A 16,826-nucleotide genomic window follows, 5' to 3' on the forward strand; every position below is an offset into this window, starting at 1 on the left:
CGTTTCGCCCCTTCGGCCGTTAACCAATCCTAATTATTTCCGCACGCCCCGTCCGGCGAGCTCGACCAGGCCGCGCAGGAAGTCGACGAAGTCGATGCCCTCGGCCTTCAGCGCCTTGGGGTAGAGCGACGACTTGGTCAGCCCGGGCAGCGTGTTGGTTTCGAGATAGACGAGGCCCTTGGCCGAGACGATGAAGTCCGAGCGCGAATAGCCGGTGCAGGACATCGCCCGGTGCGCCAGCATCGCCTGCACCTTGAGCGCAGCTGTGATCTCGGGTGAGAAACGGCCGGGGCAGATCTCCTGGGTCGACTTCAAAAGATATTTTGCGGCGTAGTCGAAACTGCCCTCGCCCGGAATGATCTCGATCGGCGGCAGCGAGATGATCGAACCGTCGGTGCGCTCCAGCACGGCGCAGGTGGCCTCGACACCGGCGATGTAGGGCTCGATCACGTATTCCTCGTGCTTGGCGGCATTGCGAACGGCGACAAGGTCCTGCTTCGCGTTGACGAAGATCAGGCCGTAGCTCGACCCGTCGCGCGCCGGCTTCGCGATCAGCCTTCCATATTCTGCGAAGGCCTCGTCGGTGTTTTCAAGCGCAATGCTGGCCGGCGGCGTCACGCCACCGAGCGCGGCAAAATGCTTGGCCGCGATCTTGTCGAAGGCGAGATGCGAGGAGGCCGAGCCCGATCCGGTGAACGGCACGCCGCGCGCCTCGCACATCACCTGCAATTCGCCGTTTTCCGCCCGCCCGCCATGCAGGCCGAGCACCAGCACGCGGCCTTCAGCCTTGGCCTGGTCGAGCGCCTGCGCCAGCGGGATGCCACGCGTGCCCGGCTTGAACTCGTCCTCGAACGGGCGGGCATGTTCGAGCAGCTGCTTGGACTGCACCACATGTACCTTGTCCTCGACGTCCCACCACCAGAGATCGGCCTCGGGCAGCGCCTCATGCAGCGCCTGAGCCGAGGCGACCGAAACCAGACGTTCGCGGTTGGAGCCGCCGAAGAGGATGGTGATGCGCATGTTCTCTCGTCGCTTGTCCAAATTAGCCGGAAATCCCGATCCGCTTGATTTCCCAGTGCAGCTCGATTCCGGAATTCGCCTTCACGCGTTCGCGCACGGTCTCGCCCAGCGTCTCGATGTCACGCGCGGTGGCGTCGCCCGTGTTGATCAGGAAATTGCAGTGCATCTCCGACACCTGCGCGCCGCCGACGCGCAGGCCGCGGCAGCCGGCGGCATCGACCAGCTTCCAGGCTGAATGTCCGGGCGGATTCTTGAAGGTCGAGCCGCCGGTTTTCTCGCGGATCGGCTGCGCGGTCTCGCGGTGGCTCTGCACTTCCGCCATGCGCGCGCGAATCGCATCAATATCCCTGATCTCGCCGCGAAACCGCGCGGAGGTGAAGATGATGGAGGGATCGACGCCGCTGTTGCGGTAGACGAATTTCATGTCGGCGTTCGAGAAGCTGTGCTTCGTGCCGTCGCGCGCGACGCCACGCGCCTCGATCAGCACGTCCTTGGTCTCGCCGCCATTGGCTCCCGCATTCATGCGCAGCGCGCCGCCGATGGTGCCGGGAATGCCGAAGTAGAATTCGAGCCCGCTGATGTCGGCTGCAGCGGCAACTTCCGCGACGCGCTTGTCCAGCGCCGCGGCGCCCGCTGTGACGACGTCGCCGCTCGCGACTGCCTCGCCAAAGGCACGCGGCGCAAGCCGGATCACGACGCCCGCGATGCCGCCGTCGCGCACGATCAGGTTGGAGCCGACGCCGACGACATAGACGGGAATGTCGCTGGCGAGATGCGCGAGGAAATAAGCGAGATCGTCCTCGTCCGCGGGCGTGAACAGCACCTGCGCCGGACCGCCAACGCGAAACCAGGTGAGCTCGGCCAGCGACTGGTTGGCGAGCAACCGGCCGCGCAGATCGGGCATCGCGGCTTTGAGGGTGGGCGTGATGTCGGGGAAGCTCATTGGATGTACGGAAGGTTTGGAAACCAGACACCACGATGAAGCATTATGCCCATATTTGGAACAACATGGTTTTGATCAAGTTCGTCGATGCTTCGCACGTCTGTCCAGCTCTCGATCATAGACTCTTCGATTGCTCGGCCGTTTAGAACTCTCCTCGCTTGGGCCAGAAGACACATCGCATCTTGCCAATCCCTAGCGGTAATGCCGAAGCCGCTGGCAGCGTCTCGTACCTGCAGCCAGAGCACCCTCATTCTTGCGCCTTCAACTCACCGGGCAGCGCATAGGCCCATTGCGTGATGTTGCCTGCACCGAGGCACACGACGAGATCGCCGGACTTCGCCAGTCCCTTCACAATGCCCGCGAGTTCCGATGCCCCCCGCAGCGGGACCACCTCGCGGTGGCCGTGGGCACGCAGGCCGGCAACGAAATGATCGCGGTCGATGCCGTCGATCGGGGCTTCGCCGGCGGCATAGACATCTGCAACGATCACCGCATCCGCATCGTTGAAGCAGGTGCAGAATTCCTCGAACAGCGATTGCAGGCGGGTGTAGCGGTGCGGCTGCACCACGGCGATGATCTTGCCGTTGCTGGATTCGCGTGCCGCCTTCAGCACGGCCGAAATCTCGACCGGGTGATGGCCGTAATCGTCGATCACGGTGATGCCGTTCCATTGGCCGGTCTTGGTGAAGCGGCGCTTGACGCCGCCGAAGCCGGCGATGGCCTTGCGAATGGCATCGTCGGAGACGCCGAGCTCGCGCGCGACTGCAATCGCAGCCGTCGCGTTGGAGGCGTTGTGGCGGCCCGGCATCGGCAGCATCAAATCCGGGATCTCGTGCACGGCGCCGGTCTTGCGATCCCGGAAGGCGACCTTGAACTTGGAGCCACCGCCCATCGGGGTGAGATCGACGAACCGCACATCGGCCTGCGGATTCTCGCCGTAAGTGATGATGCGGCGATCCTCGATCTTGCCGACCAGGCTCTGCACGACGGGGTGATCGATGCACATCACGGCAAAGCCGTAGAACGGCAGGTTCTCGACGAAGTTTCGGAACGCGTCCTGCACCGCCTCGAACGTTTTGAAGTGGTCGAGATGCTCGGGGTCGACATTGGTGACGATAGCGACATCGGTCGGCAACTTCAGGAACGTGCCGTCGCTCTCGTCGGCTTCCACCACCATCCAGTCGCCGGCGCCGAGCCGCGCGTTGGAGCCGTAGGCGTTGATGATGCCGCCGTTGATGACGGTGGGATCGAGGCCGCCGGCATCGAGCAGCGTCGCGACCATCGTGGTCGTCGTGGTCTTGCCGTGGGTACCGGCGATGGCGACGCAGCTCTTCAGCCGCATCAGCTCGGCCAGCATCTCGGCGCGGCGCACCACGGGAATGCGGCGCTCGCGCGCCGCCATCAATTCCGGATTGTCGCGCTTGATCGCAGTGGAGACGACGACAACCTCGGCGCCGTCGACGTTGTCGGCCTTGTGGCCGACCGAAACCTTCGCGCCCGCCTTGCGCAGACGGTCGAGATTGTAATTGTCGGAGGCATCCGAGCCCTGCACGGCATAGCCGAGATTGACCAGCACCTCGGCGATGCCGCTCATGCCGATCCCGCCGATCCCGACGAAGTGGATGGGTCCGATCTCGCGCGGCAGTCTCATGCTCTGTTCCCTGACCTCGCCGCCCAAAACGGCGGCAACTGGCGAAGGTCACGGCCAAATCAGCCGCGCCGTTCTTACTGGATGCCCCGCTTTAGAAGGCGAAGACAAGGGCTTTTTCGCGTCAGATTCCCGCGACCTTGACCACCAGATCAGCCAGCCGCTCGGCCGCGTCGAGCCGGCCGGCACTGCGGGCGGCCGTGGCCATGGCGGCGAGGCGCGCAGGCTCGGCGGCGAAGGCGGAGATCTCGGACGCCAGCCGGTTGGAGGTGAACTCGGTCTGCGGGATGCGGATGGCGCCGTCGACCTTGGCCAGCACGCCGGCATTGGCGAACTGGTCCTGGTCGATCGAGCCCGGCAGCGGCACCAGGATCGAGGGCCGCCCGATCGCCGCGAGTTCGGCGACGGTACCCGCGCCGGAGCGCGACACGATCAGGTGGTTGGAAGCAAGCCGCGCCGGCAAATCGGTGAAGAACGGCGCGAGTTCGGCATTGATCTTGAGCTTGTCGTAGACCGCGCGCACGCGGCTCATGTCCTCGTCGCGGACCTGCTGGGTGAGGACCAGCCGGCTCCACAGCACAGGCTCGAGCCGCTCGATCGCACCCGGCACGATGTCGGCCATGATGCGCGCGCCCTGGCTGCCACCAACGACAAGCAGGCGCAGCGGATCATTCACCTCAGGCGCGGCATATTGCACAGCGGCCGCGGCGAGGACCGCCGGCCGCATTGGCGTACCGACCGTCGTGGTCTTGCCCGATAGCGCCGGATCGCGGTCGAGCACGCCGGGCAGCGACGTCGCGATGGCGCGGACGCGCCTCGACAGAAACCGGTTGGCGCGGCCGAGCACGGCATTGGCGTCGTGGATGATGCTGGGCACGCCGGCGAACTTCGCCGCGACCAGCGGCGGCAATGTCGGATAGCCACCGAAGCCGACAACAGCGACGGGCTTCAATCGCTTGATCAGGCTGTAAGCCGACAGCGTACCGGTGGCGAGCGTGAGGCCGGCGTAAGCGAGCTGCAACGGATTGCGGCCGCGGGCGGTCTCGCTTGCGACGACGTCGATCATGTCTTTGCTGAACAGACCGCTATAGCGCAGCGCCCGATCGTCCGTGACGAGGCGAACGCGAAAACCGCGCCGGATCAGCTCGACGCCGAGCGCCTCGGCCGGAAACAGATGACCGCCGGTGCCGCCCGCGGCGAGAAGAATCAGGGGGGAAGTGTCCATGGAGGGACGTTTTACAGGGAGTTTTTCGCCATTGCGAGCCGGCTACACGACGCGCGTGCCCCGGTCGCGGGGCAGCGGGCCACCCTTCGGCGTGGTGCGCTGCTGAACCGGGGCCCATGGTTGCGACAGTTCTGGATCCCGGATCTGCGCTGCGCTTGTCCGGGACACGAGACCTGTTACGCGTAGCTGCGCATCGCGTCGGCGTGGCCGGTTGCCTCGACCTCGGTGCGCGGGCGCAGGCGCGTCAGGGCCAGCATCATGCCGACGCCATAGGCCAGCGACACGATCGAGGAACCGCCGTAGGAGATGAACGGCAGCGTCATGCCCTTGGCGGGAATGAGCTGGAGGTTCACCGACATGTTGATCGCCGCCTGCACGCCGAACAGGATCGCGAGACCAGACGCTGCAAAGCGCGAGAACATGTCCTCATTGGCATAGGCGCGCGACAGCGTGCGGATGACGACAAAGGCGAACAGCGCCAGCATGGCGAGGCACAGGATGATGCCGAACTCTTCGGCGGCGACCGCGAACACGAAGTCGGTGTGGCTGTCCGGCAGGCTGCGCTTGGCGATGCCCTCGCCCGGTCCGAGGCCAAACCAGCCGCCGTTGTAGAAGGCCTCCATCGCGGTATCGACCTGGAACGTATCGCCTGAGGCCGGATTCATGAAGCGCTTGATGCGTCCAGCCACGTGAGGAACAAAGAGATAGGCGCTGAACAGGCCGGCGGCGGCAGCGCCCGCAAGCCCAAACACCCAGATCATGCGCATGCCCGCGATGAAGAACAGCGAGCCCCACACCATCAGGATCAGCATGGTCTGGCCGAAATCCGGCTCCATCACCAGCAGCGACACCAGCATCAGCAGCAGCACCAGCGCCATCGAGGTCGCCGGCATCTCCGGCCGCTTGGTCGATTCCGCGAACAGCCAGGCGGCGATCACGACGAAGGATGGCTTTGCGACTTCCGAGGCCTGAATATTGACGCCGAGCAGCGTGATCCAGCGCCGCGAACCCTTCACCTCAGGACCGATCGCGAGCGTCAGCACGATCAGGATGATGCTGGCCGCGAAGATGATCAGCGCGCTGCGGCGGATCGCGCGCGGCGACAGGAAGGAGACCCCGAGCAGCACCATGAAGGATGGCGCCAGGAACATCACATGGCGGCTGAAGAAGTGGAAGGGATCGAGCCCGATGCGGGTCGCGACCGGCGGGCTTGCCGCCAGCGACAGGATGACGCCGGTCAGCATCAGCACCAGGATTGCGCCGAGCAGCAGCTTGTCGACGGTCCACCACCACTCGGAAAAGGGGGTGCGTTCTTCACGGGAGAGCATGGGCGGCCGCTTTCGGACAGAGGTCAGTCCATTGGTCGCCGAGGTTGGTTACCGGGGGGTTAAGGAATTGATGAAGTTGTGGGAAGTCTCGTGCCCCGGACGCGGCGCAGCGCTCTTGCGGTGCGCTGCAGAGCCGGGGCCCATCTCTCCGATACCTCCCGTGCATCTTCTGGGTCCCGGCTCTGCGGAGCGTCACTTCGTGCCGCACCGCGTCCGGGACACGAGAGCCCTATTCGTAATTGATCGCGACATCCCCGGCGCGCTGATCGCGCTTGTAGATCTGGTCTGCCCCGGGAATGCGCCCAATCCTGACGGCCTGCTCGCTATTCCAGGCAACGAGCACATCGAGATGCCCGCGCACGCTGAGGAAAGTCGGCGTGCTCTCTGGCGAGAACGTCCGGCCGCGAGCCACGATACTGGCTTGCGTGCTATCGGGCACCGTCGCTCCGCACTCCTTCCAGACGACGACAACCAACTTGCTGCCGCTTGGGGAGGCGAATGCTTTCTGGCGAACGACGCGGCACGCGCCGAGCCTGCTCATGACGTTGTCAACGACGACAACAAAGACGAAACCCGCAATGACCGGAACAGCAAGCCCGGCGGCGATCAGCCCGATCCAGCGTCGCCGCGACATCCTCACACCACCGGCTTCACACCCGGCAGCGCTTGCACCAGCTCGCGGAACTTGGTGCCGCGGATTTCGAAGTTGCGGTACTGATCGAACGAGGCGCAGGCGGGCGAGAGCAGCACGACCGCGTCGGCGAGACCTGAGGCTTCCGCATCGCGCGCGGCATGCTCGACGGCGACGTCCAGCGTCTGGCTGATCTCGTGTGCGCCTGTGCCCAGCGTTCCCGAAAACTCCTGTGCGGCCTCGCCGATCAGATAGGCTTTTCGAATGCGCGGGAAATAGCCGGTCAGGCTCGTGATGCCGCCCGCCTTAGGCTTGCCGCCGGCGATCCAGAAGATGTCGGCGAAGGACGACAGCGCATGCGCGGTGGCGTCGGCATTGGTGCCTTTGGAATCGTTGACGAACAGCACGTTACCGCGGCGGCCGACCTGCTCCATGCGATGCGCGAGGCCGGGAAAGCTGCGCAGGCCGTTCTGGAGCACGTCGAGGCTGATGCCCATCGCAAGCGCGGCAGCGGCCGCACAGGCCGCGTTCTGCGCATTGTGCTGGCCGCGTAGCGAGCCGATGCCGCCGAGTTTTGCGACCTCGCTACGCGCACCGCCCGAGGTGCGCACGATGGTGCCGTGCTCGACGTGGATGCCGCTCGCCAGCGGATTCCTGACGGAGATGCGCACCACATTCTTGCCGCCGCGGTCGAGCCGGTCGGCGATGTCGCGGCAAAAACCGTCGTCGACGCCGACGATCGAGGTGCCGCCGGCCTGCACGCCGGCAACGAGGCGCTCCTTCACCGCGGCGTAATGCGCGAGGGTGCCGTGGCGATCGATATGGTCCTCGCTGACATTGAGCAAAATGCCGACGGAGGGATCGAGCGAAGGCGTGAGGTCGATCTGGTAGGACGACATCTCGACGACGTGGACGCGGCCCATGCGCGGCGGCTCCAGCGACAGGATCGCGGTGCCGATATTGCCGCCCATCTGGGTGTCATAGCCGGCGACCTTCGTCAGATGCGCGATCAAAGCCGTCGTGGTGGATTTGCCGTTGGTGCCGGTGATCGCGACGAACGGCGCGTTCGGCGCATGCCGCCGCCGCTCGCGGCAGAACAGCTCGATGTCGCCGATCACCTCGACACCGGCCTCGCGCGCCTTCAGCACGCTCCAATGCGGCACCGGATGGGTCAGCGGCACGCCGGGAGCGAGCACGAGGGCCGCAAAATTGGCCCAGGAGACGTTGCGCAAATCCGCGGTGATGAAGCCGGCCTGCGCGGCCTTGGCGACGTTCTCGGCATTGTCGTCCGCCGCGATCACCTCGGCACCGCCCGCTTTCAGCGCGTGGCAGGAGGCGAGCCCCGAGCCGCCGAGGCCGAACACCGCGACCGTCTTGCCGGCGAAGGAGGTGACCGGGATCATCAGCGCAGCTTCAGGGTGGAGAGACCGGCGAGCGCCAGCATCACCGAGATGATCCAGAAACGGATCACGATCTGCGGCTCGGTCCAGCCCAGCTGCTCGAAATGGTGATGGATCGGCGCCATCCGGAAGATGCGTTTTCCGGTCATCTTGAACGACACCACCTGCACGATGACGGAGACCGCCTCCAGCACGAACAGGCCGCCGATCACCGCGAGCACGATCTCGTGCTTCACCGCGACCGCGATCGCGCCCAGCATGCCGCCGAGCGCGAGCGAGCCGGTGTCGCCCATGAAGATCGAGGCCGGCGGCGCGTTGAACCAGAGGAACCCGAGGCCGGCGCCGAGCAGCGCGCCGCAGAGCACGGCCAGCTCGCCGGTGCCCGCGACATATTTGATCTGGAGATAGTCGGCGAACACGGCGTTACCGGCGAGATAGGCGATCATGGCAAAGCTCGCGGTCGCGATCATCACGGGCACGATGGCGAGGCCGTCGAGGCCGTCGGTGAGGTTCACCGCGTTGCCGGAGCCGACGATGACGAAGGCGCCAAAGATGACGAAGAACCAGCCGAAATGCAGCACGGTGTCCTTCAGGAAAGGAATCGTCAGCGCGGTCGATGCGGGATCGCGATTGAGCCGCACCAGCGCGTAACAGGCGACCAGCGCGATCGCGGCTTCGATGAGCAGGCGAAGCTTGCTGCCGAACCCGGTCGTGGTCTGCTTGGTCACCTTGAGATAATCGTCATAGAAACCGACGAAGCCGAAGCCGAGCGTCACCGCCAGCACGATCCAGACGTAGGGGTTGAGCGGATTGGCCCACAGCACCGTGCCGACCGTGAGGCCGGACAGGATCATCAGCCCGCCCATGGTGGGCGTGCCCTTCTTGGCGAGATGCGACTGCGGACCGTCGGCCCGGATCGGCTGCCCCTTGCCCTGGCGGATGCGTAAGTGGTCGATGATCCAGGGGCCGAACAGGAACACGAACAGCGCGCCGGTGACGACGGCGCCGCCGGTGCGGAAGGTGATGTAGCGGAAGACGTTGAGGGCGGTGCGAACGGCACCGAAGCCCGGAAATGTGTTGGAGAGCTCGATCAGCCAGTAAAACATTCAGACGGTCCTATGGCGCCGTTGGTACACGGTCTTGGCCTCAATCTTGGCCTTAATCCTGGGGTGGAATTCGGGAGCAGCGCGTTCCAAGCAGTTTACGCCTTTGCCTGCAAGGCGGCCACTAGGCCCGGCACAAACTTGTTGACCCAGAACATCTTCTTGCTGCCCTTGACAACCACGACATCGCCTGCCTTCAGGAGATTTGCGACCTCGCTGGCTTTAAGCGTGGCGGGATCGTCGTGCCAGCCGAGGCCCTTGCCCGATGGCAATACGTCGTAGAGATGGCGCATCAGGAGGCCGACGCAGTAGATGCCGTCGATGCCGTCGAGATGCTTGGCGAGACCGGTGTGATAGCCGGGCGCGTCATCGCCCAGCTCCAGCATGTCGCCGAGCACCGCAATGCGGCGGCCACCGCTGACATTGCGGGCCTGGAGGCTTTGCAGCGCAGCAGCCACGCTGGCCGGATTGCCGTTAAAACTGTCGTCGATCACGGTGACGCCGCCGGCCGCCTGCTCGACGCCGCGGCCGGTCATGATGCCGACCCGGTCGAGCTTGATCGCGAGGGTCGCCGCATCGAGGTTCGCGGCGCGGATCGACGCCAGCGCGGCGAGCGCATTCTGCACGCGGTGCGGCGCGCCCGGCGTCAGGCTGAAAGCGATCTCTTTCTTGCCGATCATGGCCACGACCTGCCAGCTCTCGCCATGCGGCGCGTGCTTGACCTCGTGCACCTCGGCACGCTCGCCGAAGCGCACCACCTTGCCTTTCCATTCGGACGCCTTGATCCCGGCCGGCAGAACCAGCACGCCGCCCTCGGGCAGGCCGAGCGCAATCGACACCTTCTCGCGGCGGATGGCTTCGAGCGAGCCGAGCTTTTCCAGATGCACCGGCTGGACGTTGACGACGAGCGCGACCGTCGGCCGCGTCAATTCGCTGAGCCGCGCGATCTCGCCAGTCTGGTTCATGCCCATCTCGACGACCCAGAGGCTGGCATCGGGCCTGGCATTGCACAGCGTCAGCGGCACGCCCCAGAAATTGTTGAAGCTCGACGGACTGGCATAGGCGTTGGGATAAGCGGCCAAAAACTCTTTCGTGCTGGTCTTGCCGGCGCTGCCGGTGAGCCCGATCACCGGGCCGTTGAAGCGCGCGCGGGCGGCGCGCGCGAGACCCCAGAGGCCGTCGATCAGCGTGTCCTTCACAACGATCTGGGGAATGCGGATCCCCGCGATCTCGTGCGGCACGATCATCGCGACCGCGCCCGAAGCCTCCGCCTTGTCCGCGAACTCCCAGCCGTCGCGCGCGCTGGCGAAGGCCGAGATGAAGCCGCCGCTCGGCGTGCCGCTCAGCGCGACGAACAGGCTGCCCGGCTTCACCAGCCGGCTGTCCTGGGTGACGAAATCGATCGGCGTGTCCGGGAACGATCCGGCAGCGCCCAGCGCGCGTGCCACTTCGGCCACCGTCCATATCGGCGCGCTCATGCAACCCCCGACGTCAATGCGGCGGCGACCGCCTCGTGATCACTGAAGGGCAGCACCTCGTGGCCTACGATCTGCCCGGTCTCGTGGCCCTTGCCGGCGACGAGCAGCGCATCGCCCTCCTGCAACTCCTCGATCGCGGTGCGGATCGCTGCCGCGCGGTCGCCGATCTCGCGGGCGCCCTTTGCGGTGGCGAGGATCGCGGCGCGGATCGCTTCCGGCTTCTCGCTGCGCGGATTGTCGTCGGTGATGATGATTCCGTCGGCGTTGTCGGCCGCGATCTCGCCCATGATCGGGCGCTTGCCGGCGTCGCGGTCGCCGCCGGCGCCGAACACGACGACCAGCCTGCGCCTGGCGTAGGGACGCAGCGCCTGCAACGCTTTGGCCAATGCATCGGGCTTGTGCGCGTAGTCGACGAAGATCGGCGCACCGTTGCGCTCACCGACGCGCTCCAGGCGGCCCTTGGCGCCTTCGAGATGCTCCAGGCTTGCAAAGACTTTTGCCGCATCGCTGCCGGTGCCGATCGCCAGGCCCGCCGATACCAGCGCGTTCTCGATCTGGAATTCACCGACCAGCGGCAACCGGATGGAATAGCTCTTGCCGCGATGTTCGAGCGCAAGCTTTTGCGAGAACCCCTCGACCACGGCCTCAGTGAGACGAATGCCCTCGCCTGCCCCGTCGCCGTTACGGCCAACCGCCATCACGCGCAGGCCGCGCGATTTCGCCGCCTCGATCGCTTCCGCCGAGCAATCATGATCGGCCGAGATCACCGCCGCGCCGCCGGGTGCGACCAGCTCGCGGAACAGCCTGAGTTTCGCTCCGAGATAATGTGCGACGGTCGGATGATAATCCATGTGGTCGCGCGAGAGGTTTGTGAAGCCCCCGGCCGAGACGCGTACGCCGTCGAGGCGATATTGGTCGAGCCCGTGCGAGGACGCCTCGAACGCAAGATGCGTCACGCCCTCGCGTGCGATCTCGTCGAGCTGCCGGTGCAGCGCGATCGGATCCGGCGTCGTCAGCGAGCCATAGACGGTGCGCTTGGGCGAGACGAGGCCGATGGTGCCGATGCTGGCGGAGGCATGCCCCAGCCGCTCCCAGATCTGGCGCGTGAACGCGGCAACCGAGGTCTTGCCGCTGGTGCCGGTTACCGCGGCGATCGTCGCGGGCTGCGCGGGGAAGAATTTTGCTGCAGCCAGCGCCAGCGCGCGGCGCGGATTGGCCACCGTGATGAACGGCACCTTGCGGCCATCAGATGCATGGTCGCCAACCACAGCCACCGCGCCGGCCGCGATCGCAGCATCGATGAAGCGCGCGCCGTCCGTTTTGCTGCCTGCGAGCGCAAAGAAGAGATCGCCCGGCCTGACCACGCGGCTGTCAAGCGCAACCCCGCTCACATCGAGCGCCGCGACAGCGGGCTCGATTGCGGCATCATTGCCTAGGAGGTCACGCAGCTTCATGGTCTTCCAGTCGACATGCCGTGCCGGAAAGCCGAATCTTCGGAAAAAGCCCCGACTCAGCACCGGCGATGGCCACCCCAGTTGATTACTGGGTTGTCCTGGATGCTGCAAGAATAAGGCGGTCCGCAGGCGGCAGGTCGAAGCGGGGCTCGATGCCGAGCAGCGGCGCGATCCGCTCAATCACCTTGCCGCCGGTCGGCACGGCATTAAAGCCGGACGTGATGAAGCCGTAGGTCTCCTTCAGCGGCTGCGGCTCGTCCAGCATGATCAGGATCTGATATTTCGGATCGTCGCAGGGCATGATCGCGGTAAAGGAATTGAGCACGCGCTTCTTGGCGTAGCGTCCGTTGATGACCTTTTCGGACGTGCCGGTCTTGCCGCCGACATAGTAGCCGTTGACGTTGGCGGTCTTGGCGGTGCCGATCTCGGCATTGAGCCGCATCAGGAACCGCATCTTGTCGCTGGTCTCCGTCTTGACCACGCGCTTGGCCAACGCTGCCGCTTCGGACTCGCTGCGTTTCATGAAGGTCGGCGGAATTAGATAGCCGCCGTTCACGAGTGCGTTAATCCCCATCACCGCCTGGAGCGGCGCCACCGACAGACCCTGGCCGAACGCGATGGTGACCGTGTTCAGCTCACCCCAGCGGCGCGGGATCAGCGGAGCCGCGCTCTCCGGCAGCTCGGTGCGCAGCCGCGTCAGCTGGCCCATCTTGGCGAGGAACGCCTTGTGCGCCTCGACGCCCTGGCCGAGCGCGATCCGCGCGGCGCCGATGTTGGACGAGTAGGTGAACACTTCCTTGGTGTTGATGAAGCGTCCCAGCGAGTGGCTGTCGTGGATGGTGAACTTGCCGTAGTGCAGGTTTCCGCGCGCGTCCCACGACGAGTTCAGATTGATCTTGCCGGAGTCGAGCGCCATCGCCAGCGTGAACGCCTTGAAGGTCGAGCCCATCTCGTAGACGCCGGTGGTCAGGCGGTTGATGCGGTCGGGGTCGTGCGCTTCCTTTGGATTGTTGGGATCGAAGTCCGGAAGCGAAACCATTGCCACGATCTCGCCGGTCTTGACGTTGGAGACGATGCCGGACGCCGCCTTGGTGTGGTACTTCTCCTTGGCCTTGAGCAATTCGTCGCGCAGCGCATGCTCGACGCGCAAATCGACCGAGAGCTCGATCGGCTTTTGCAGCCGGTCGGTGGCAAAGCCGGCGCGGTGGAGATCGGCGAGGCCCTGATTATCGAGCCACTTCTCCATGCCGGCGATGCCCTGGTTGTCGATATTGACCAGACCGATGAGGTGGGCGACCTCGTTGCCGGTCGGATAGACGCGCTTGTTCTCGCGCAGGAAACCGATGCCGGGAATGCCGAGCTTGTGGATGTCCTGTTGCTGCTTCGCCGTGATCTCGCGCTTGAGCCACACGAAACCCTTTCGCCCCGACAGACGCTCACGCACCTCGACCTCGTCGAGGTCGGGCACCGTGGCGGTCAGAAGCTCGATCGCCTCGTCCTTGTCGATGATGCGGCGCGGCTCGCCGAACAGGCTGGCCGCCTTGACGTCGGTCGCAAGGATGGCGCCGTTGCGGTCGACGATGTCGGGGCGCGCGGTCGCAACCACCTCTTGCGACGCCGCACGGCGCGCACTGTGGGCGTCGGCGCCGATCGCAAACATCACGAGCCGGCCGCCGATCAGCGCGTAGACCGAGGCGAACGCCAGCATTGCGAGGCCAACGCGCGCGCGCGCCTTCGCGGCGCGATCGACATTGCGCCCATAAAGCAGACTGCGGATCAGCCGCTGCCGCCAGGGCTCAGTCGGCTTCTCACCAGGTCTGGCCGGAGTCGCAGCGCTCATTGCTTGCCCTCGGGCTGAGGCACGGAGCCTGTCACGGTATCTGGATCGCTTGCGGCTTCGATGGTGTTGAGCATGGCCCCGATCGGATCTGGCTCACCGGGCCTGAACATCCGCGGCGGACGTTCCGGCAAATTCTTCAGCTGGTCATATTGCGTGCCGTTGACCGGCTTGAGCGGCAGATGCCGCTCGGACAGGCCTTGAAGGCGCAAGGGCGCATCGAGCTTGGCCCATTCGGAGCGCAGCGAGGCGATCGCATCGCGCTGCTCGCGGATCTCCGCATGCAGCCGCAGCACCTTCTCGGTGCGCGCCGTGGAGTCCATCTTGATCCGGTAGACATAGGCCGCCGCGAAGATCAGCGCGCCGATGACGAGGAGGTGGATGAAGCGCATGCGCTAGCCTCCCCTCATCACGTCGGAGAGTTTTGGCCAGGGCGATTGCTCGTCATCGCGATGCGCGGGCGCGTCGGTGCGTTCGGCAGCACGCAGCTTTGCAGACCGCGCGCGCGGATTGTTTGCGACTTCTTCTTCGCCGGCGATGACAGGCCGCCGCGTCAGCAGCTGGAAGCTCGGAGCGGTTTGCGCCACTTCCGGCAGATGCCGCGAGCCGCCGCCGGTCTTCGAACGCTCAGCGAGGAAATTCTTGACGATGCGGTCTTCCAGCGAATGGAACGAGACCACCACGAGCCGGCCGCCGGGCTTGAGCACGCGCTCGGCCGCCGCCAGCGCGGTCTGAAGCTCGTCAAGCTCTTCGTTGACGAAGATGCGCAGGGCCTGGAACGTCCGTGTCGCCGGATGAATATCGCCGGGCTTGGAGCGAACCACCCTGCCGACGAGATCGGCGAGCGGGCGCGTGGTCGTGAACGGCGTCTCCCCGCGGTCCGCGACGACGGCGCGGGCGATGCGGCGCGAATGCCGTTCCTCGCCGAGGAGATAGATGATGTCGGCGAGATCGCCTTCCGAGGCACGCGCGACCACGTCGGCCACGGTCGGTCCCGTCTGCCCCATCCGCATGTCGAGCGGGCCGTCGAGACGGAACGAAAAGCCACGGCCGGCCTGGTCGAGCTGCATCGAGGACACGCCGACGTCCATCACGACGCCGTCGACGCCATCGACGCCTTGCGCCGCGCAGACCTCGGCGAGATTGGAGAAGCGGTCCTCGACCAGTGTCAGCCGGCCGGCGGAGCGTTCGACCAGCTCGGCGCCGCCTGCGATGGCCGTGCGGTCGCGATCGATCGCAATCAGCCGGGTTCCCGGAACATCGAGGATGGCGCGACTGTAGCCGCCCGCACCGAAGGTGGCATCGACATAAATACCGCTCTCGCGCGGCGCGAGATGGTCGACAGCCTCGCGACCGAGAACGGGGATGTGCGGAGCCGAACTCATGGGTAACGCCTGCCGAACGCGCATGCGAGATCGGAGACGAGCGAGCCCATAACGCCTCGAATAATTCCGCCTCGCGCCGGTTCCACGACCCAACCCTTGCCCATCATGGTTACCGCGCCCGGTCGTCCCGGGCCGCCAACCCAGTATTCCCCTTGGAATTTGTCGGGCAGCCATGGGATTTCGAGCCAAAATACGCTTTGGCCGCCTCCGGACGCGGGTCGGCTCTTCATCTCTCAGTAACGGCCCTTAGCGTTAAGAAAGCGTTGACCGGCTTGTTACAAGTCGAAAAGGTCGTTCCGCGGTGATGCGTCATCCACACACATGCGCCAAAATGCGCCCGTTAACCAAACCGCTCGATTGCGCGGAGCGGAGGGTAAAGGAATAGTAAAGAGAAGGGCTTGGCCCACTCTCCTGTCCGACTTGAGCTGTTTATGTCGTCCGGTTCGTCCACACCACCTGGAACTGATTCGAAACGTCAGCGCGTTCTCCCGGTTCCCAAGGCCGCGGCGAGCATGCGGACGTTCGAACCGGATTCCTCGACCGTCTCCGACATCATCCCTTCGCCGAACCATGGTGAGCGCGCCAAGACACGACAGCCGGACATGATCGTGCTGCACTACACCGGCATGCCCGACGTCGAGGGCGCGCTGGCGCGGCTGTGCACGGCGGGCACCGAAGTGTCGGCGCACTACATCGTGCTGGAGGACGGCCGCATCGTGCAGAGCGTGCCCGAGGCGAGGCGCGCCTGGCATGCCGGCGTTTCGGCCTGGGCCGGCGAGGACGACATCAATTCCTGTTCGATCGGCATCGAGATCGTCAATCGCGGCCACGACTGGGGTTATCCGGAATATCCGCTGCGCCAGATCGCGGCCGTGATCGCGCTGTGCCGCGGCATCATGCTCCGCCGCAAGGTGCCGGCGCACCGGGTGCTCGGCCATTCCGACGTCGCGCCCGCGCGCAAGAAGGACCCCGGCGAAAAATTTCCGTGGCATTCGCTGGCCAATTCCGGCGTCGGACATTGGGTGACGCCGGCGCCGGTCGTGCGCGGCGAGAGCCTGATGCTCGGCACCATCAGCGACGAGGTGCTGAGCCTGCAGCAGGCACTCGCCCGATACGGCTATGGCGTGCCGCTGACCGGCAAATACGACGCCGCGACGATGGAAGTCGTCACCGCCTTCCAGCGGCATTTCCGTCCGGCGCGGCTGGATGGGGTTGCGGATCATTCGACGCTGTCGACCTTGCAGGCGCTGCTGGCGAGCTTGCCGGCGGATGCGACGGCCGTCGCGTCGAAGTGACAGTGAGGCTTGCGCCAGTCTCGTGTCCCGGACGCGCGAAGCGCGAGCCGGGACCCAGTCGGCGACAAGATCGGCGACG

14 protein-coding genes are annotated in these 16,826 nt (G+C 65.5%); 1 reads left to right on the forward strand and 13 read right to left on the reverse strand.

From position 1 onward, the window contains the following. Positions 1 to 33 precede the first annotated feature (33 nt). The 13 genes from IVB29_RS18645 to rsmH all read right to left on the reverse strand — a co-directional run bounded on the left by IVB29_RS18645 (position 34) and on the right by rsmH (position 15,452). Entirely contained in the window at positions 34 to 1,020 is a 987-nt protein-coding gene (locus IVB29_RS18645; protein ID WP_247504828.1) for a D-alanine--D-alanine ligase, read from the reverse strand. A 22-nt stretch (positions 1,021 to 1,042) separates the two neighbouring features. After that, positions 1,043 to 1,963, reverse strand: a complete 921-nt coding sequence (gene murB, locus IVB29_RS18650; protein WP_247504829.1) for a UDP-N-acetylmuramate dehydrogenase — start codon at positions 1,961 to 1,963, stop codon at positions 1,043 to 1,045. Between the two features lie 247 nt (positions 1,964 to 2,210). Further along, positions 2,211 to 3,614: a UDP-N-acetylmuramate--L-alanine ligase gene (gene murC, locus IVB29_RS18655; RefSeq protein ID WP_247504830.1), complete on the reverse strand. Its 1,404-nt coding sequence runs from the start codon at positions 3,612 to 3,614 to the stop codon at positions 2,211 to 2,213. A 121-nt stretch (positions 3,615 to 3,735) separates the two neighbouring features. Beyond that, positions 3,736 to 4,836 carry an undecaprenyldiphospho-muramoylpentapeptide beta-N-acetylglucosaminyltransferase gene (gene murG / locus IVB29_RS18660; protein WP_247504831.1) on the reverse strand — a complete coding sequence of 367 codons (1,101 nt, stop codon included), beginning with the start codon at positions 4,834 to 4,836 and terminating at the stop codon, positions 3,736 to 3,738. A gap of 176 nt (positions 4,837 to 5,012) precedes the next feature. After that, positions 5,013 to 6,164 (reverse strand): putative lipid II flippase FtsW, encoded by a 1,152-nt coding sequence (gene ftsW / locus IVB29_RS18665; RefSeq protein WP_247504832.1) that lies wholly within the window; start codon positions 6,162 to 6,164, stop codon positions 5,013 to 5,015. 229 nt (positions 6,165 to 6,393) lie between these two features. Next, positions 6,394 to 6,798, reverse strand: coding sequence for a hypothetical protein (locus IVB29_RS18670; RefSeq protein ID WP_247504833.1), 405 nt, complete (start codon positions 6,796 to 6,798; stop codon positions 6,394 to 6,396). Between the two features lie 2 nt (positions 6,799 to 6,800). After that, the gene (gene murD / locus IVB29_RS18675; protein ID WP_247504834.1) at positions 6,801 to 8,198 is read right to left on the reverse strand and encodes a UDP-N-acetylmuramoyl-L-alanine--D-glutamate ligase; all 1,398 of its coding nucleotides are present in this window, start codon (positions 8,196 to 8,198) and stop codon (positions 6,801 to 6,803) included. Then, the gene (mraY, locus tag IVB29_RS18680) at positions 8,198 to 9,301 is read right to left on the reverse strand and encodes a phospho-N-acetylmuramoyl-pentapeptide-transferase (protein WP_247504835.1); all 1,104 of its coding nucleotides are present in this window, start codon (positions 9,299 to 9,301) and stop codon (positions 8,198 to 8,200) included. The genes murD and mraY overlap by 1 nt, the downstream gene beginning before the upstream one ends. A 95-nt stretch (positions 9,302 to 9,396) precedes the next feature. After that, positions 9,397 to 10,776, reverse strand: a complete 1,380-nt coding sequence (gene murF / locus IVB29_RS18685) for a UDP-N-acetylmuramoyl-tripeptide--D-alanyl-D-alanine ligase (protein ID WP_247504836.1) — start codon at positions 10,774 to 10,776, stop codon at positions 9,397 to 9,399. After that, positions 10,773 to 12,230, reverse strand: a complete 1,458-nt coding sequence (locus tag IVB29_RS18690; RefSeq protein ID WP_247504837.1) for a UDP-N-acetylmuramoyl-L-alanyl-D-glutamate--2,6-diaminopimelate ligase — start codon at positions 12,228 to 12,230, stop codon at positions 10,773 to 10,775. Before IVB29_RS18690 ends, murF begins: the two co-directional genes overlap by 4 nt. A gap of 85 nt (positions 12,231 to 12,315) precedes the next feature. Next, on the reverse strand, positions 12,316 to 14,070 hold the full coding sequence (locus IVB29_RS18695; protein ID WP_247504838.1) for a penicillin-binding protein 2: 1,755 nt from the start codon (positions 14,068 to 14,070) through the stop codon (positions 12,316 to 12,318). Continuing rightward, positions 14,067 to 14,459 carry a hypothetical protein gene (locus tag IVB29_RS18700; RefSeq protein ID WP_247504839.1) on the reverse strand — a complete coding sequence of 131 codons (393 nt, stop codon included), beginning with the start codon at positions 14,457 to 14,459 and terminating at the stop codon, positions 14,067 to 14,069. The genes IVB29_RS18695 and IVB29_RS18700 overlap by 4 nt, the downstream gene beginning before the upstream one ends. 3 nt (positions 14,460 to 14,462) lie before the next feature. Then, positions 14,463 to 15,452, reverse strand: coding sequence for a 16S rRNA (cytosine(1402)-N(4))-methyltransferase RsmH (gene rsmH, locus IVB29_RS18705; protein WP_247504840.1), 990 nt, complete (start codon positions 15,450 to 15,452; stop codon positions 14,463 to 14,465). 512 nt (positions 15,453 to 15,964) lie between these two features. On the opposite strand from rsmH, the gene IVB29_RS18710 reads away from it, so the two are divergent. Further along, entirely contained in the window at positions 15,965 to 16,747 is a 783-nt protein-coding gene (locus tag IVB29_RS18710) for an N-acetylmuramoyl-L-alanine amidase (protein WP_247504841.1), read from the forward strand. Positions 16,748 to 16,826: the final 79 nt, after the last annotated feature.

It is taken from the genome of Bradyrhizobium sp. 1, assembly GCF_023073315.1.
GTDB lineage: Bacteria > Pseudomonadota > Alphaproteobacteria > Rhizobiales > Xanthobacteraceae > Bradyrhizobium.